Consider the following 16928-nt stretch of genomic DNA (forward strand, 5'->3'; position numbering starts at 1 on the left):
TCAGTCCCGGAGATCGGTCTGGCGTTCGACCGGGTCGATCAACACGGCTTTCTTCTGGCGCACCAGCAGGTCGAGAATTTCGTCCTGACGTTCACCGAGAATCCCGTTGAAGCTGATCCCGTTGGATTTGGTCGGTGCGAGCATCGACACCCGATACAGCTCGACACTCAATGGCGAGTCGATGGACAGTGGGCCGGAACCGTTGGCGGCGAGTTCGCCACCGACAACGATCAGCGAGACCTTGGTGTCGAAGGGGTCAAGGGCGATGTCACGGTCGGTGTCGCTCAAGTCCTTGATGTGCCCGTAGACGCCCATCAGGCCATTGGCCATGGAGATGTTTTCGTACAACCGGATATTCACGCTGTTACGGACACGAATTCCGTGGCGACGGTTGTTGATCACACGGTTGCCCCAGATCAGGTTGTCGCCGCTTTCGTACATCGTGATGCCGTCGGAATGGTTCTGAAAAATCTCGTTGTAAGCGATCAGGTTGTTCACGCTGTTACGGTCGATCACTACGCCCGACAGGTTGTTGTCGTAGCTGCGGTTGCCGAAAATGAAGCTGTCGTTGACCTCACGGGAAATAATGATCCCGTGTTTTTTCTTGGTCCCGTGGACCGTGTTATCGGCAATGATCAGACCGTGTGAGCGGTCATGCGGGTCAATCCCGTAGACGATGTTGTCACGGTAGGTATTGCCCTTGATCACCACGTCACGCGCTTCATAGCAGTAGAAGCCGTACCACATGTCCGAGAACTCGGAACCGATGACCCAGCCGGTCGGTTCCGGGCGTTTCAGTACCTTGGCCATGTTTGGCGTGTACTGAGAAATACTCACGCCATAGGATTTGCTGTTGGCATAACCGAAGCTGGCGATTTTGCTGTTGACGATATAGGTCTCGGTACCGCCCCAGGACAGCAGGAACGGACGAAACTCATTCGGCTTGCGAAAGGTCGCCGGGCCGTTGTCGGCTTCGCGCCATCCGGTGATTTTGGTGTCCCGGACAAACAGCTGGCCATCGTTGATCAAGAACGAACCGGCTTCCTGCGACAAGCGCAGCTCTTGAGTCTTGTTATCGATTTCAAGAATGCCCTTGCGTCCAACGACAATCGGCAACCTGGCCAGGAATACACCGGGCGAGGTTTCGCTGAAGTACTGCTTGGGCAGGCTTTTGCTCAGGTCACGCAAGTTTATGTAACCGTCTTCGATAAAGATCGCCTGGGGGATGCCATGCTGGCGTGCCACCCATTCGGTCATCTTGTTATCGCCACCGATAAAATCTTTCAGGGCGTCTTCCTGCATCATGCGCCGGACTTTGATCTTGCCCGGTTTACTGCGCACGATTTTCTTGGCGACGGCTTCGGCGGTATAGCCGGAGATGTCGGGCAGTTCAGGCTTGGCCAGTTCCAGCGGCGCGGTGGGCGGGCTGGTCACGGTGTAGGTCTTGGCCTGCTGCAGGCCTTTGGCCGGAGCAGCAGGGTCGACCGCAGCAAACGCAGCGGCGCTGGCCAGCATCAAGGCGCTGGCCAACAGGCTGACGGAGCCTCTCATGGGTAGACTGTTCATCGTATCGCTCCCTTGGCAGCTTGCATCAGAAGCGCCAGATGACGTCGATAAAGGCGCGGTGCATATACGAATCCACTTCTTTACCGTAAGCATCGCCAGGTTTGAACACACCGCCACGGAACCGCACCAGTGCCGACGGCTCGTCGATGGACTGGCTCAGTGCCGCAGGCAGCAGGCCCTGTTTGAAGTACTTGGTGACGACCAGATCCATCTCTTGACCGAGGTCTTTTTTACCGTCCATCAAGGGCAGAGAGGTACTGGACTCAACCGCGCCGTCAGCGTTGTAGGAGTTTTCCACGGCATTGATGCCGGTGGTGCCCACGGCCTTGTTGCCGTCGACGCGCCAGAACTTGTGGTAGACCAGGCTGGCGTCATAGTCGTCGCGCAGCATCCAGGAACCGAACAGGGTGCCGGTTTGTACGTTGTTCATGCTGCCGCGAAAGGCCTCGCCGAAACGATGGATCCGCGAGCGGGTGCCGGTGTAGTTCGAGCGGTTGCTTTCCAGGCCGTTCTGTTCGTAGTCGCCGCTGGCGCGGGCATAGGCCGCACCGACTTGCCAGTTAGGGTCCAGCCGCAGACGAATCCCCATGTCAGTGGCCCAGCCGTCGACGTTGCCGCTGGTTTTCTCGCCCGCAGTGCTTACACCGTTCACGGTCGAAGGGTGGATCGAGTCGCGGTCGCCGCTCATCCCGGTCAGGCTGGCCCAGTAATTGATGGTATTGGTGTTGCGGTAGTTATAGGCATCGCTGTTGGCTTCGACACCCAGCCAGGTCAGGTCACCGTTTTGGGTTTTATCCAGGGAGTCGACCTGATCGAGGCCACTCTTGAGTTTGCCGTCATCATGGGTGTGATGGGCGCGCACGCCGGCCCACTGGCCAGGTCTCCACTGCGCCGAAATATCGCCAAACAGGTGCAGGCGATCTTTGTCTTTAGGCGACAGTTCGGAGAGGTCGGTGCGGTATTCGCTGAAGCGTTCCGCTGCGCCAAGGTTGGCCCGGAGCAAGGTGGTGTCGAAGGTCCAGTTCAGGGCTTCGATATTGGCGTCACGCCACATGCCATCGTCGTTGCGCAGGCGCTGACGACCCAAGCGCAGTTCCTCGCCAGGGTAAGGGGTCAGACCTTTGTAGCCGATCCAGAACTCACGCAAGGCCAGGTAGTTTTTGTCGGGCTTTCGATCATTGCTGGCGCTGGAACCGTTGTCGGTATTTGGCTGTTGCAGGGTGTCGGTTTCGATAATATCCGTCGAAGTGACCGCCTGGCCCATGGCGTAGGCGCTCCAGTTGCCGCGCTCGCCGTAGGCCCATGGGCGCAGGTCCAGACCGACACCGTTGACACTGCCGCCTGAGCGGGTGCCCAGGTCGCGGTCGTCTTCGGACTGGCCGGTGACTTTAACTTCCAGACCGAAGTTCTTGGTCTCGGTCAATGCTGCTGCCAACGCCGGAGTGGCCGAGAGCAGAGAAAAGCTCAGGCCCAGGCCAGCTGTCATCCAGTGATTCAACTTCATAAAGCTTCCTCGGCGTCTTCTTGTTGCAGAGCATGCAGGGCCAGATTGTTCTGGGCGGACGTGCCACGTATCTGTTGCTCTTGTTGCAACAGACGTTGGGCTTCGGCGCGCTGTGCAGGCAGCAGTTGGTCATTGATTTGTTGCGCAAGTTCGGTCGCTTCCGGGGTCGGAGCGTCCTGCTTTAGCGCCAGTTGGCTGAACACGTAGGCGTTGACCGGGTTGGGCAAGGTGCCCTTACCTTGGGAGAACAATTGCGCGAGGGCGTAGTCGGCGCTGTTCTGACCGCCGCGAGCGGCTATCAGTAATTGTTCGACGGCCTTTTGCGGGTAGACCTGGCCGAGGTAGCCCCGGCGGTAGATCTGACCCAGGTAGTAGTGCGCGGCAATTTCGCTGCCGGCGGCTTTCTGCAGATGAGCTTCGGCTTGTTTGGCATCGGGCAGGACCCATTTGCCTTCGTAATAGAGTTTGCCCAACAGCAGTTCGGCACGCGGTTGATCCGCTGCGCGACCGTTGTTCAGGTACTCCATCATCGTGTTCACGTCGCCCAGTTCCGGGAAGTCATAGAGCAACTTCGCCAGGCTGACCCAGGAAACCGGATAGCCAGGTGCGACTTTTTCCAGCAGTTGCTGAGCTGTTTTTTCATCAGGCTTGCCAAGCTCGGTATCGCTCAATACACGCGCTACACCGTCAACCCGTTGCGCTGAAACCTTGCCGAGTTCATAAGCGCTTTGCAGTTGGGCAATCAGAGCGGCCTGTTGATCCACTTGCGCGCGTTTCTGGTAAACGGTGGCCAGTTCGACGTAGCAGATGTCGGTGGCGAGCAGGGCTTTCTTGCAGATGCTTTCGATTTCATCCAGATGCTGATCGTAGGTGTTCTGCGTGCGATAGAGCAGCACCTGAGCCAGGCCCGCTTCCGGGTAGCCGGCGGCGCGCCATTGCTCGATCTGCCGTTGCGCATTGACCTTCGGGAAGGTCTGCGGGTATTGCAGGTACAGCATCGCCAGCGGGATCAATGTGCCGCCTTCGCCATTGGCAAAGGCCTTTTTCAGCAGGACCTCGGCTTCATGGTGTTCGGCTTCGGTGGCGTCTGGCCGTGCAACCAGCAAGCGACCCAGCCGGGCCTGAGCCCGGGGCGATGTGTCGGCGGCTGCGCGGTAAGTGGCTTCAGCTTGTTTGAGCTGTGCGGGGTCATGGGTTTCGACCTGAATATCCGCCAGGCCGACCTGTGCATCGCTATAACCCAGGTCCGCCAGTTGCCGATAGTTCTGCTGTGCCATCGCGGTATCGCCGCGTTTGAGGGCTTCGTTGGCCAAGCGCTGATCGGGCAGGCCAGCGCAACCGCTAAGGCCGATCGCCACGGCGAGGCCCAGCAGGGTAGGGGTCGACAGCTTTCGTAGTGGGCTAGCCATGTTTAGAGACCCACGGCCATGGCTTTGTCGATCAGCCAGTTCAATGAAGGGCCACGATCGCTGGTGACTTCCACCGGACGGCCGGACAGGCTGCTGCTCAGAGCTTGGTCAGGCTTGATCTGCACGCGAATGTCGGTCGACAGGTCGGTGCTGCTGTTGTTAGTGCTGCTGACGATCTTGCCGTGACGGATTTCATCTTCGCCTGCGACCTGGAAGTTCACACGGGTACCGGGGCGCACGTCAGCGAACTGGCGATAGCTGAAGCGAGCGTCGACTGTGGCTTCGGTGTTGCGTGGGACCAGTTGGAAGATCACTGCGCCTTTGCCGGCGAACTGGCCGTCAGCGACCAGTTGTTTGGCGATGATGCAATCACAAGGGCTGGTCAGGGTGCCGCTCAATTGCCGGGCGAACAGGTCTTCGACCTTGGCCGGTTGCAGTTGCGCGTCATCCAAGTGGTCTTTGAGCATTTCCAGCATGCTGGTGCTGAACGAGGCCAGTGGTGCACCTTTGGCGACCACGCCATCAGTACCCGCCAGGCTTTGCACGGTCCCTTCGCGAGGCATGGTCACGTCCATGCTTGGCACGCTGACCACGCCGGCGGTTGCATGGCTGACGAAGTACAGACCATAAACCGACTTGAAGATAAAGCCGAACGCGACCAGGCCGACGATGAAGATCCCCAAGCTGAAGATCACGGCGCGCATACGGCCGAAGAACGTCATGCCGCTGCCGCCGTCCTTGACCTTGCGTGCCTTGGTGAAATTGTCGCGCTGCAAGGTGGCGAGTACTTCGCCCATGGTCACAATGTCACCGCTCAAGTGCGAGGTGATCAGGTGGCGCAGGGTGGCGATGTCTTGTTGTTCCAGGTTCTGGAACTGGCAGCCGGCACGACCGGTACGAGCATCAAAGGAGCGAACCTGCAGTTCAACGTCCATGGCCAGGCCAAGGTTATCGATGACGAATTGCAGGCGGCCTTTCTGTACTTCCCCGACTTTCAGGGGCTGCCGGCCGGCGTTGAAGCACAGACCGCCGGCAGACAGGTCTTCGACCTGGGCAATATGGGCGGTACCGTCGCTGCCGAAGAAGCGCAGTTTGGCCGGTATTTTGACCCGAGCGTGCTGGCGCTGAGCTTCAGATTCATGCACTACATTCACATTCACGGCGGTATTCATGGCGGTAATTCCTACTTAATCAATTGATCCATTGGCCCGGTGGTCAGACCATCGTCAGCAGCACAGCGACGAACACGCTGCCTGCGGAGAAGGTCATGGTCCGAGACGACCAGGTGTTGAACCAACGTTGGAAGCTGGCCAGGTCGCGAGTGAGTTTGGTGTCCTGGCGAGTCCAGGACTGTTGATCGAGGCGGAAGAAAACGTAGATTTTCACCAGCGCACCGACGATCTGGTTGTAATAGAGAATCACGGGGTAAGCGGGGCCGATGGTGTGTCCGGTGCAGGACAGCAACAGCGTCAGGATCAGGCGGGTGATACCGATCCACAGCAGGTACATCAGGATGAACGTCACGCCATATTTGAAGCTGGCGATCAGGGCGACGGTCAGCCCCAGAATCGAGGTCCACATCGACACGCGTTGATCGAACAACACCACGCTGGTGAACAATCCCAGGCGCCTTACACCCAGGCCCAACGCGCGGGAGTTCTGCCGCAGGTTGTTGCCGTACCAGCGGAACATCAGTTTGCGGCTGGCCTTGATGAAGCTCTTTTCCGGCGGATGTTCAACGGTGTTGATCGAGGCGTCCGGCACGTAGAACGTGTCGTAACCCAAACGCATCAAACTGAACCAGCTGGACTTGTCATCGCCGGTCAGGAACTTGAAAGTGCCCAGACGCCAATGGTGCAGGGAGTCGCTTTCGACGTCGGCGATGAATTCCGGGTCGGTAACCACTTCGGCACGGAACACAGACATCCGGCCGGTCATGGTCAGCACGCGCTTGGACAGGGCCATGGAACACATATTGAGGTGACGTTGGGCGAAGCGCAGCTTGTGCCATTCGCTCATGATGTAGCCGCCACGGACTTCGCAGAACTCATTGGTGGTCAAGCCGCCAACGTTGCCGAACAACTGGAACCAAGGCACGGTCTTGCGCACGACACCCGGACTGAGCACGGTGTCGCCATCAATTACCGCAACCACGGCACGGGCATCGGGCATGTGCCGGGAAATGGCGCGGAAGCCAAAGGCCAGGCCGTCGCGTTTACCGGTGCCTGCGATACGCACGAAGTCGAGCTTGACCCGCTCAGGCGGATTGAGTCTGGCCCACATGCTCTTGACCAGCAGCTCGTCGGACATCTCTACCAGGGAGCAGACAATCGTTGTCGGGTAGCCGCATTCAATGGCTTCGCGAATCACCGAGCTGTACACCTGAGCGGTGGTCAGGGCATCGATTCGAAAACTGGTGACCATCAGAAACACATGGGATGGATCTGCCGCGCTGCCGAGCTTGCGCACTTTGCGGCGCAGGTGCGGATAGACCACGTACAGAAACAGCATGCCGCGCAGAAAGTGCGTGGCGCCCATGGAGTAGCGCCAGATGCCGACAGCGCCAATCAGGAACAGAAAGTTCTTCGACTGAGAGTCGAAGATACTGGAAGGCAGCGCCAAAGCGAGGCCCATTAATATACTGAGATAAAACAGCCAACCTGCGGCCTGAAGTAGGCCGTGCTTTAGCCTGTGCATAATCTGCATCCGTCTCGATATCGGGAGAGCCTTTTGGGTTGGCCCGAATGGGTTAAGGCAGGCATGTGTAGCTGATGCCCGTCAGTTAAGGTGAGGGGGACGTGTGGGAGCGGATTCGCTCCCACAGACCTTGACTGACGCTGTCAGGGCAGCTGGATTACCAGCAGATACCTTCGGTCCGGCCACTTGTGCTTGTGGCGTTGGACATGAAACCGACCAGGTCGATAACCTGTTTGCCGGCCGGGGCTTTGTCTGCCAGGGCGCGGAACTTCTCGTCACGGTTGCCGAGGATGATCACGTCGGAGTTGTTGATCACTTCGTCAAAGTCCGAGTTGAGCAAGGACGAGACGTGAGGGATCTTCGACTCGATGTATTCCTTGTTCGCGCCGTGCATGCGGGCATATTCGACGTTGGTGTCGTAGATGCTCAGGTCGTAGCCCTTGCCGATCAGCATTTCTGCCAGGTCCACCAGCGGGCTTTCGCGCAGGTCATCGGTGCCGGCCTTGAAGCTGAGGCCGAGCAAGGCGACTTTGCGTTTGTCATGGCTGGTGATGATGTCGAACGCGTTCTGCACTTGCGAAACGTTGCTGCGCATCAGCGAGTTGAGCAGCGGCGCATCAACGTCCAGCGAGCCGGCACGGTAGGTCAGGGCGCGAACATCTTTGGGCAGGCAAGAGCCGCCGAAAGCGAAGCCTGGACGCATGTAGTACTGGGAAAGGTTGAGTGTTTTGTCCTGGCAGACCACTTCCATCACTTCACGCCCATCGACGCCCACCGCTTTAGCGATGTTGCCGATCTCGTTGGCGAAGGTGACCTTGGTTGCATGCCAGACGTTGCAGGTGTACTTGATCATCTCGGCGACAGCGATGTCCTTGCGGATGATCGGTGCGTCGAGCTCTTCGTACAGCGCTTGCAGCACGTCACCGGAGGCTTTGTCGAACTCGCCGATCACGGTCATCGGTGGCAGATCGTAATCCTTGATCGCAGTGCTTTCACGCAGGAACTCAGGGTTGACCGCGACACCGAAGTCGACACCGGCTTTTTTGCCGGAGCAGTCTTCGAGGATCGGAATCACTACGTTGGCGACAGTGCCCGGCAAGACGGTGCTGCGCACGACGATGGTGTGACGGGTGGTCTTGTCACGCAGGACAAAGCCAATTTCCCGGCAGACGGATTCGATGTAATCGAGTTCCAGATCGCCGTTCTTTTTGCTGGGCGTGCCCACGCAAATCATCGACAAATCAGTGTCGCGAATAGCGGCAGAGAAGTCCGTGGTGCCACGCAGTTTCCCGGTTTTGATGCCTTGTGCCAGAAGCTCTTCCAGGCCCGGTTCAACGATAGGCGATTTGCCATTGTTGATCAGGTCAATCTTGGCACTCGAGATGTCTACACCCACTACATCATGACCACGTGCAGACAGGCAACCGGCACATACTGCACCGACATAGCCCAAACCAAAGATGCTGATACGCATCGTATTCTCCTTGTTTATTCACGCCATAAGTTGGCTGGATATTGAGGTTGAGCCGCAATAATCATCCGCCCAACAGTGTGACGCTTAGAGCGTCACAGCGCGGACGTAGGCATAGTTAAGTTGTGAGGGCCTAATAAGTGGCGCACTCAATGACGCTGATAAGGGCTGTACGTGGCCTATTGTCAGGCTCTGGCCCGTGGGGCTTGGCAAAGCATTTCAGGACGCGTTGCCGGCAAGCGCGGAGCGCACAGGTCTTGGTTCAAGGCCTTGATGTGCGTGACCTGACAATTGCCACAAGCACTGGAAAGGTGCTTTTCCTGATCGTATTAAGATACCCGGTATTGCGTGATCTCCTGGGCTAACTCATCGACCCTGCGGTCGAACTTGCTAGTGGGTGATTTCCCGGATCGTCTTGTCACTATGTACGTCATCGCTTACATAATTGGCGAGAATTGTTACGATGACTAAGAGCCTCTGATTTTGATATTAGTTCCGGGCTAGCGGTATTCATTTCGAAACTAAGCTACCTAAAATCTGCAGAAAGCGTACTTGCATATTAGTGGCACTTTTTGGCAGAGCCATAATGAATGGGGAGTTGCGGGCAGGAGACACGTATAGGCCACTACTTTAAATAGGGGGTCTAACGGAGTGAAAAAAAGCTGTAATTTTTTTGAGAAATTTGGATTTAAATTTTACACGCCATTTTACTGGCGTCATTTAATTGTCCAAATGTACCAGTCAATCGGCTGGGAAGGGTGACAATGTGCACGCTTTCGAATAAGCCGTGCACCTCATCATGCAATTACTGATCGGCTGTCTCCCGTAGGAAAACCAGGGTGTCTGCTTTCGAATGCGCCGGGCTGTAACAATAGCCGTGCTCATTGAACTGTTTTAGTGCATCGGGATTGTCGATGCGCTCTTTGATCACAAAACGGCTCATCATTCCCCGGGCTTTTTTCGCGTAGAAACTGATAATTTTGTACTGCCCGTTCTTCCAGTCGCGGAATTCGGTGTTGATGATCCGCGCATTGAGGGTAGAGCGCTTCACCGCCGAGAAGTACTCATTGGAGGCCAGATTCAGCAACACGTCATCGCCTTGGTCGGCCAGCGCCTGGTTCAGCCACTCACTGATGTGCGTGCCCCAGAACGCATAGAGGTCTTTGCCGCGGTCGTTGCTCAGTTTGGTGCCCATCTCCAGCCGGTAAGGCTGCATTAGGTCCAGCGGGCGCAACAGGCCATAAAGGCCGGAGAGCATGCGCAGATGGTCCTGGGCATAGGTGAAGTCGGCGTCGGTGAAATTTTCGGCTTGCAACCCGGTGTAGACATCCCCCTTGAACGCCAGCAGCGCCTGCTTGGCGTTCGCTGGGGTGAAAGCCGGCGTCCAGCTACCGAAACGTGCGGCATTAAGCCCCGAGAGCTTGTCCGATAGATGCATCAGTTCGCCGATCTGCACGGGGGTCAACTCACGCAGTTGAACCATCAGTTCCTGAGAGTGATCCAGGTACTGCGGCAACGTGAAGCGTGCGGTTGCCGGCGGGGTTTCGAAATCGAGGGTTTTGGCTGGGGAAATCACCATCAGCATAAAATCGTCTCCTTTAATCGTGGCGCGATTCTAGGGGGTGGGAGGTGTGGACTCCAGCTATAGTGCGTCGCGGGGATTTTCTGGGGATTTGATTGTGCGCATTGTTTTATTCATCTCGGTCTGCCTGTTCTGCTTCAACGCTCAGGCGGCCGGGCCTGCTGTGCCCGCCATGCTGGATCGCAGCGTATGGCCTGAGCATTTGACCTCGCCGGTCTTGTTCGATGTCGCCTCGCGCGCCGAGATTCTGGCCTTTGCGCATGCCTTGCTGGTTAGCGAAAGCCAGGATGAAGCGGGCCTTAAAGCGCGTCTGGGGCTGAAGAAAATCAACATGGTTTCGCTGAATTTGATCCGCCAGCGTCTGTGGGCGCGCTTGTTGGAGAATTACCAGTTTGCGCAACAGAGCTGCGAGCAGGACGCCTCTTTCTGCGTACTGGTCGAGGACATGGAGATGTTGCGCGAGCGGGCCGACAATTTTCAGGTCGCCGATGATTCGTTCTATGCGGCCTGGGCGGTACCGAGCCGGGCGTTTCACGAGCGCTACCTGAACGAGCTGCTGCGCATGGCGGCCTTGTTCCCGCTGGTCAGCAGCGAAATCGAGCGTTACAACTCAGACGAACTCACGGGCGATGAACTCAATGACCGGGCATTTCTGCTCACCTTCGACAGTGGCCCGACAGTCGTCGGTGGCACCACGGATTGGTTAACCGAGTACCTGCGCCAGCAAAAGCTCAACGCTGCTTTTTTCGTACTGGGCAAAAACATGCAGATGCGCCTGGAAAAAAGCTCCGTGCCGGAGGTACAGGGGCTCTATAAGCAGCAATGCGTGGGCTTGCAGGGCTGGGAATACCGTTCACACAGCCAGTGGTCCGACTGGCAGAACTCGGTTCAGCGCAGCGCCGTGCTGTTGCAGCAGGTGTTGCCCGACAACTACCTGCCGTTGTTCCGTCCCCCTTACGGTCACCGCCGGGCCGACAGCGCCGAATATTTCCGCGCCCAGGGGCTGAAGGTTTCGCTGTGGAATATCGATTCTCAGGATTGGAACCGAAACATTTCCGCCCAACAGGCCAGCGAGCGGGTCTTGACCCTGATGCTGCTGTGGCGACGCGGGGTCATTGTATTTCATGACATCCACAATAAAGTCGAGACGGCGTTGCCTTGGCTGATCGCCAATACGGCACAAAGTGGACTTCGATGGCAGGATTGTCACGACTACCCCTGAAAGGCCCGTGGAGCAAAGGAATGCAGGCATTTGAAGGGCGGGATGCGATGGATTTTTTCGACAATTCGGGTCAGGCAGACTCCTGACTGTAACGGTGCTTTACGGTCTCGCCAAGCGCTATTCGTCATGCTGAAAAATAAACTTCAAAAAAACGTCAAAGTGCTTTTTTCTGTCATGAGTTTTGCGGTATTACCAATACAGACCGCCGAAACCTGCAACACAGGTGGCGTCATCCCAGACCCATCTTGAGCATTTTCTCCTCTGCCTGAAGAGGAGAGCTACGGCGGCCTTTCCGTGGCGCAGAACTGTTGTTGTATTGCGTTGCTTGGCTTCTAAAAAGGTGAGCGAGTATGGATGATCACGGACGCACCCCTTCTTCTAACCAGCCAATCCTTTACGTGCTCGATACCAACGTATTGATCCATGATCCAAACGCACTGCTGAATTTCGAAGAGCATCACGTCACTATCCCCATGACCGTCCTCGAAGAGCTGGACAAGCTCAAGGCCGGCAAGCATTCGGTTGCTGCCGAGTGCCGTCAGGCGATTCGTCTGATCGACAAGACACTGGGCAACGCGACACCGGAGGAGGTTGAACAGGGCGTACCGATCGATCGTGGCACAGGCATCTGCAAAGGCTTTCTTTCGATCCTGATGAACAAGCGGGCCGAGCCCAACAGCTTGTTGCCCGAGCACCTGAACGACAACATCATCATTAACCAATTGATCGACCTGCACGTGCGCAATAAGGACTTGCCTGTAGTGCTGGTGACCAAAGACATCAACATGCGCCTCAAGGCGCGGGCGTGTGGGATCGCCGCAGAGGATTACAGCACCGACCAACTGGTCGACGACGTGTCCATGCTGTCGCGCGGCTACCACACCATGACCGGCTCCTTCTGGGACCGTGTCAGCAAGGTCGAAACTCGCCAGGATCACGGCCGCACATGGCATCGGGTGCAACTCATCGACAACCTGCCGGCAGTGCACATCAATGAGTTCATCATCGATGCGCAAGGTTTTGTCGGCTGGATCAAAGGTATCCAGGCCGATGAACTGCTGATTCTCGACATGCATCAGGAGCCTTTGTTGCACCAGGAAGCCTGGGGCCTGAAGCCACGGGACATCTACCAAGGCCTGGCGTTGTTTGCCTTGCTTGATCCAGACATCCATCTGGTCAATCTGTCGGGCGCAGCCGGTTCGGGTAAAACCATTCTCGCCTTGGCGGCAGCCATCGAGCAGACCATGGTCAGCAAGCGCTATCGGCGCATTATCGCCACCCGCAGCGTGCAGGGGCTGGATCAGGAGATTGGCTTCCTACCCGGCACCGAAGCAGAAAAAATGGAGCCGTGGCTCGGCGCCATCACTGATAACCTGGAAGCGCTGCACATGGATGACGAAAACACCCATGGCAGTGTCGACTACATCCTCAGCAAAGTGCCGTTGCAGTTCAAATCCCTCAACTACATCCGTGGACGCAGTTTCCAGCAAAGCCTGATCCTGATCGACGAATGCCAGAACCTCACACCGCACCAGATGAAAACCATCATCACCCGTGCCGGTTCCGGTTCCAAAGTGGTCTGCCTGGGTAACCTGGCGCAAATCGATACCCCGTACCTGTCGGCCACCAGTTCTGGCCTCACTTACCTGACGGAGCGTTTCAAAGACTTCCCCAATGGTGTGCACATCACCCTGCAAGGGGTGCCACGTTCGATCCTCGCTGAGTATGCGGAGAGCCATTTGTAACGCTTGATTGAGAGCTGTGGATGAACCTGCAGGAGCGAACATGTTCGCTCCTGCAGTTAATGAGGTAGTTCCAGTTTTAGGTTTACAATCCCCACTCCTATTCAGGAGTAACGCTGTGCTAACTCATCTCGATTCCCAAGGTCGCGCCAATATGGTCGACGTCACCGACAAAAACGTGACGTTCCGTGAGGCTGTGGCCCAAGCGTTTGTGCGTATGCGCCCTGAAACCCTGCAAATGATTGTCAGTGGTGGTCATCCCAAAGGGGACGTGTTCGCCGTGGCACGTATTGCCGGCATTCAAGCGGCAAAGAAAACCTCGGATTTGATCCCGCTGTGTCATCCGTTGCTGCTGACCGGCGTCAAGGTCGAGTTGAGCGCGGACGGTGAAGATGCGGTGCGCATCGTCGCCCGCTGCAAACTGTCCGGGCAGACCGGCGTGGAAATGGAAGCGCTGACGGCGGCGAGTGTCGCTGCGCTGACTATCTATGACATGTGCAAGGCGGTGGATCGCGGCATGATCATCGAAAACGTCCGCCTGCTGGAAAAGCTCGGCGGTAAGAGTGGTCACTTCATTGCTGAAGAGCCGGTGGACGCGCAATGACCTTTAAAGTCCTGTATTTCGCTCGTTATCGCGAGGCCTTGGGGCTGGATACCGAAACGGTAGACGGCGAGTTCGCCACCCTCGACGCACTGCGTACGCATTTGGTACTGCGTGGTGGTGTGTGGCAGGTGTTGGCCGAACAAAACCTGATGTGCGCCCGCAACGAGGAGCTGTGTCAGCTCGACGAGCCGCTGGTATCAGGCGATGAAGTGGCGTTCTTCCCTACCGTGACCGGAGGCTGAATATGGCAATTCGGGTGCAGACAGCTGCGTTCGATCCGGGCGTCGAAGTGAATGCCTTGCACGCTGCCAATGTGGGGGTTGGTGCGGTGGTCAGCTTCATTGGCTATGTGCGCGACTTCAACGAGGGGCGGGAGGTCGCGGGGATGTTCCTGGAGCATTACCCCGGCATGACCGAAAAGGCGCTTGGCAAAATCGCCGCTGAAGCCGAACAGCGCTGGCCTTTGCTCAGACTAGAGGTGCTGCACCGGGTGGGCGCTCTGGAGCCGGGCGAGCCAATAGTCTTTGTCGGCGTTGCCAGTGCTCACCGGCAAGCGGCATTCGATGCCTGCGCGTTCGTGATGGACTATCTGAAAACCCGCGCACCGTTCTGGAAGAAAGAGACCTCCCTCGACGGCCCACACTGGGTCGAAGGCCGCGACAGTGATCACGCGGCGGCGGGGCGTTGGGTCGATAAGACCTGATCCCGAACTGGCTTCTTTGCGAATACATGGGCTCCTGATTTCACGGAGCAAAAAAAAGCGCATCACCGAAACCGGGATGCGCTTTTTTTTATGATGCAGTGGTCTTTTACAAAGGCTGAGCGCTCTTGCGCACCACCGGTTTCAACAACTCGGTTGGTGGCGTTTCGCAGCTGATCTTGCGGCCTAACAGCGCCTCGATCGAAGGCAACTGATAGGAGTCATCTTCCCCGGCAAAGCTGATCGAGACACCGCTGGCGCCAGCACGACCGGTACGGCCGATGCGGTGCACATAATCGTCCGGCACTTCGGGCAGGGTGAAGTTGATCACGTGGCTGATGCCGTCGATATGAATCCCGCGACCTGCGACATCGGTGGCCACCAAGACACGAATTTTACCTTCGCGGAAGCCTTCCAGGGTCTTGATGCGTTTGTGCTGCGGGACATCGCCGGACAACTGCGCGGCGTTTACGCCATCACGCACCAGACGCTCTTCGATGCGCCGCACTTCATCCTTGCGGTTGGCGAAGACCATCACGCGTTCCCAGTTGTTCTCGGTTACGAGGTTGTAGAGCAACTTGTACTTGTCGGCGGCTGCCACGGCATAGATATGCTGCTCGACCATTTCGCTGGCCACGTTTTCCGCTTCGATTTCGACGATGGCCGGATCGGTGGTCCACTGTTTGGCGAGGTTCATCACGTCTTCGGTGAAGGTCGCGGAGAACAGCAGGGTCTGGCGTTCGCCCTTGTGTGGGGTCTGGCGAATAATCTGGCGCACTTGCGGGATGAAGCCCATGTCGAGCATGCGGTCGGCTTCGTCCAGAACCATAACTTCGACCATGTCCAGGTGCACTTCGCCGCGCTGGTTGAAGTCCAGCAGACGGCCCGGTGTGGCCACCAGAATGTCGCAGTGGCGGGCTTCGAGCTGCTTGAGCTGCTTGTCGAAGTCCATGCCTCCGACGAATGTCATGACGTTGAGGCCGGTGTATTTGGTCAGGCTGGCCGCATCCTTGGCGATCTGCACCACCAGCTCGCGGGTTGGGGCGATGATCAGGGCACGCGGTTCGCCCATGTAGCGCTCTTTGGGTGGCGGGGTCTGTTCCAGCTGCGTAATGATCGAAATCAAGAATGCGGCGGTTTTGCCGGTGCCGGTTTGCGCGCGACCGATGGCGTCTTTGCCCGCGAGGGTAAAGCCCAATACTTCGGCCTGGATTGGCGTGCAATACGGGAAACCCAGGTCGTGGATGGCGTGCATCAGTTCGGGCGACAGGTTGAAGTCGTGAAAGCGGGTTTTGCCTTCCTGTGGCTCTACGACGAAGTCTTCAGGCTTCCAGGCGATGACCGGTGGTTTTGGTGCGCGTTCACGGCGCGGGCGCTCGGCCTTGGGTTGTTCGACTTTTGCGGATTCGATGTGCGTGTGCTGATCCTGGACAGGCGTGCTGGCAGGTACCGATTTTTTTGCGTTGTGTGGCCGTTGATCGCCCTCGGTTGGGCCGATAGCAGCAGGCGAAGGAGCGATGGGGCTGGGCGCGAGCTGCTCAGCCTCGCTTTTACCGAACATCTTTTTGAGTGCTCTGAGCACGGTCATCTCGTCAATTGATTAAGGAATATACGACAGGCAGTGTAAAGCAAGAACCGGGCGCGGCGTAGTGCCATGCCAAATGCCCTACACGACATGTCAAATCAGGGCTTCTCAGCGCGCTTCAGGTGGCATTTGTCCGCTCTGATTGAACGATTAACGCAGCTTTTGCGCCAACCAAACGCCAATGTCGGTAATTTCCTGCGGTAACACTTCGTGGCCCATTGGGTATTCCTGCCATGTTGCGGTGACGCCCAAGGCTTTCAGGTACTCATACGCGGTGCGCCCCATGGAATTTTGCACCACATCATCATAGTGCCCGTGCAAGCAATACGCGGGGGTCCGTTGTTGGCTCGCAGAAAGGGTCAGTTGATCACTGAAGGTAGGCGCGTAAGTGGACAGCGCAAGCACACCGCCCAATGGCCCCTGCCAGCGCAGGAATGCGGTGTGCAATACCACCGCGCCACCTTGGGAGAAACCGGCCAGGAAGATTCGTGCCGGGTCGATGCCGCTGTCGCTCTGCTCTTCGATCAGGTTCAGGAGCATCTGAGCCGATGTCTCAAGCTGCTCGTGACTGATGGCCCGGGCCGGGCTCATGGCCAGAATGTCGTACCAGCTGGGCATCTCGTAGCCACCATTTATGGTGACTGCGCGGGTCGGGGCCTGGGGCAAAACGAAGCGTGTTGTCAGCAACGTGGCTTGCAGCGTTTCAGCGACAGGCATGAAATCGTAACGGTCGGCGCCCAAGCCATGTAACCAGATGACGCAGGCATCGGCGGTCTTTACGGGTTGGAGGGTCAAAGGGGTGGTCATGGCTGCTCCATTAGTGTGCGTGCGCTCTTTCGCAGTGCG

At 57.4% G+C, this 16928-nt stretch carries 14 protein-coding genes; 5 read left to right on the forward strand and 9 right to left on the reverse strand.

Annotated elements, in window-relative coordinates; translation table 11 throughout:
• The 7 genes from algG to yaaA form a co-directional block, all read right to left on the reverse strand.
• Complete coding sequence (algG, locus tag RHM55_RS20190; RefSeq protein WP_322178012.1) at nucleotides 1-1566, reverse strand: mannuronan 5-epimerase AlgG; 1566 nt, start codon at nucleotides 1564-1566, stop codon at nucleotides 1-3.
• Nucleotides 1567-1591: 25 nt separating this feature from the next.
• A complete protein-coding gene (locus RHM55_RS20195; protein ID WP_322178013.1) occupies nucleotides 1592-3070 on the reverse strand; it encodes an alginate export family protein in 1479 nt (492 codons plus the stop codon).
• Nucleotides 3067-4479, reverse strand: coding sequence for an alginate biosynthesis TPR repeat lipoprotein AlgK (gene algK / locus RHM55_RS20200; RefSeq protein ID WP_322178014.1), 1413 nt, complete (start codon nucleotides 4477-4479; stop codon nucleotides 3067-3069). The genes RHM55_RS20195 and algK overlap by 4 nt, the downstream gene beginning before the upstream one ends.
• Nucleotides 4480-4481: 2 nt before the next feature.
• Nucleotides 4482-5651, reverse strand: a complete 1170-nt coding sequence (locus RHM55_RS20205) for an alginate biosynthesis protein Alg44 (protein ID WP_322178015.1) — start codon at nucleotides 5649-5651, stop codon at nucleotides 4482-4484.
• Nucleotides 5652-5694: 43 nt separating this feature from the next.
• Nucleotides 5695-7176 (reverse strand): mannuronan synthase, encoded by a 1482-nt coding sequence (gene alg8 / locus RHM55_RS20210; protein WP_407074565.1) that lies wholly within the window; start codon nucleotides 7174-7176, stop codon nucleotides 5695-5697.
• Nucleotides 7177-7333: 157 nt separating this feature from the next.
• Nucleotides 7334-8650: a UDP-glucose/GDP-mannose dehydrogenase family protein gene (locus tag RHM55_RS20215; RefSeq protein WP_322178016.1), complete on the reverse strand. Its 1317-nt coding sequence runs from the start codon at nucleotides 8648-8650 to the stop codon at nucleotides 7334-7336.
• Nucleotides 8651-9452: 802 nt separating this feature from the next.
• The gene (gene yaaA / locus RHM55_RS20220) at nucleotides 9453-10232 is read right to left on the reverse strand and encodes a peroxide stress protein YaaA (protein WP_322178017.1); all 780 of its coding nucleotides are present in this window, start codon (nucleotides 10230-10232) and stop codon (nucleotides 9453-9455) included.
• A gap of 94 nt (nucleotides 10233-10326) precedes the next feature.
• Here yaaA and RHM55_RS20225 point away from each other — a divergent pair, with 94 nt between their 5' ends.
• The 5 genes from RHM55_RS20225 to moaE all read left to right on the forward strand — a co-directional run bounded on the left by RHM55_RS20225 (nucleotide 10327) and on the right by moaE (nucleotide 14500).
• On the forward strand, nucleotides 10327-11451 hold the full coding sequence (locus tag RHM55_RS20225) for a polysaccharide deacetylase family protein (protein WP_322178018.1): 1125 nt from the start codon (nucleotides 10327-10329) through the stop codon (nucleotides 11449-11451).
• Nucleotides 11452-11801: 350 nt separating this feature from the next.
• Complete coding sequence (locus RHM55_RS20230) at nucleotides 11802-13196, forward strand: PhoH family protein (RefSeq protein WP_322178019.1); 1395 nt, start codon at nucleotides 11802-11804, stop codon at nucleotides 13194-13196.
• A gap of 115 nt (nucleotides 13197-13311) precedes the next feature.
• Nucleotides 13312-13797, forward strand: a complete 486-nt coding sequence (gene moaC, locus RHM55_RS20235) for a cyclic pyranopterin monophosphate synthase MoaC (protein ID WP_322178020.1) — start codon at nucleotides 13312-13314, stop codon at nucleotides 13795-13797.
• Nucleotides 13794-14039 carry a MoaD/ThiS family protein gene (locus RHM55_RS20240; RefSeq protein ID WP_322178021.1) on the forward strand — a complete coding sequence of 82 codons (246 nt, stop codon included), beginning with the start codon at nucleotides 13794-13796 and terminating at the stop codon, nucleotides 14037-14039. The genes moaC and RHM55_RS20240 overlap by 4 nt, the downstream gene beginning before the upstream one ends.
• 2 nt (nucleotides 14040-14041) lie before the next feature.
• The gene (moaE, locus tag RHM55_RS20245; protein ID WP_322178022.1) at nucleotides 14042-14500 is read left to right on the forward strand and encodes a molybdopterin synthase catalytic subunit MoaE; all 459 of its coding nucleotides are present in this window, start codon (nucleotides 14042-14044) and stop codon (nucleotides 14498-14500) included.
• A 106-nt stretch (nucleotides 14501-14606) separates the two neighbouring features.
• Here the strand turns inward: moaE and rhlB are convergent, their stop codons facing one another.
• Nucleotides 14607-16085, reverse strand: coding sequence for an ATP-dependent RNA helicase RhlB (gene rhlB, locus RHM55_RS20250; protein WP_322178023.1), 1479 nt, complete (start codon nucleotides 16083-16085; stop codon nucleotides 14607-14609).
• A 147-nt stretch (nucleotides 16086-16232) separates the two neighbouring features.
• Nucleotides 16233-16889, reverse strand: a complete 657-nt coding sequence (locus RHM55_RS20255) for an alpha/beta hydrolase (RefSeq protein ID WP_322178024.1) — start codon at nucleotides 16887-16889, stop codon at nucleotides 16233-16235.
• Between the last annotated feature and the right edge of the window lie 39 nt (nucleotides 16890-16928).

This window comes from Pseudomonas sp. MH9.2 (assembly GCF_034353875.1).
GTDB lineage: Bacteria > Pseudomonadota > Gammaproteobacteria > Pseudomonadales > Pseudomonadaceae > Aquipseudomonas.

Bases quoted from the DNA above. Each gene is read 5' to 3' on its own strand.
- algG (WP_322178012.1), bottom strand. From the start codon at position 1,566: ATGAACAGTCTACCCATGAGAGGCTCCGTCAGCCTGTTGGCCAGCGCC.
- RHM55_RS20195 (WP_322178013.1), bottom strand. From the start codon at position 3,070: ATGAAGTTGAATCACTGGATGACAGCTGGCCTGGGCCTGAGCTTTTCT.
- algK (WP_322178014.1), bottom strand. From the start codon at position 4,479: ATGGCTAGCCCACTACGAAAGCTGTCGACCCCTACCCTGCTGGGCCTC.
- RHM55_RS20205 (WP_322178015.1), bottom strand. From the start codon at position 5,651: ATGAATACCGCCGTGAATGTGAATGTAGTGCATGAATCTGAAGCTCAG.
- alg8 (WP_407074565.1), bottom strand. From the start codon at position 7,176: ATGCACAGGCTAAAGCACGGCCTACTTCAGGCCGCAGGTTGGCTGTTT.
- RHM55_RS20215 (WP_322178016.1), bottom strand. From the start codon at position 8,650: ATGCGTATCAGCATCTTTGGTTTGGGCTATGTCGGTGCAGTATGTGCC.
- yaaA (WP_322178017.1), bottom strand. From the start codon at position 10,232: ATGCTGATGGTGATTTCCCCAGCCAAAACCCTCGATTTCGAAACCCCG.
- RHM55_RS20230 (WP_322178019.1), top strand. From the start codon at position 11,802: ATGGATGATCACGGACGCACCCCTTCTTCTAACCAGCCAATCCTTTAC.
- RHM55_RS20240 (WP_322178021.1), top strand. From the start codon at position 13,794: ATGACCTTTAAAGTCCTGTATTTCGCTCGTTATCGCGAGGCCTTGGGG.
- moaE (WP_322178022.1), top strand. From the start codon at position 14,042: ATGGCAATTCGGGTGCAGACAGCTGCGTTCGATCCGGGCGTCGAAGTG.
- rhlB (WP_322178023.1), bottom strand. From the start codon at position 16,085: ATGACCGTGCTCAGAGCACTCAAAAAGATGTTCGGTAAAAGCGAGGCT.
- RHM55_RS20255 (WP_322178024.1), bottom strand. From the start codon at position 16,889: ATGACCACCCCTTTGACCCTCCAACCCGTAAAGACCGCCGATGCCTGC.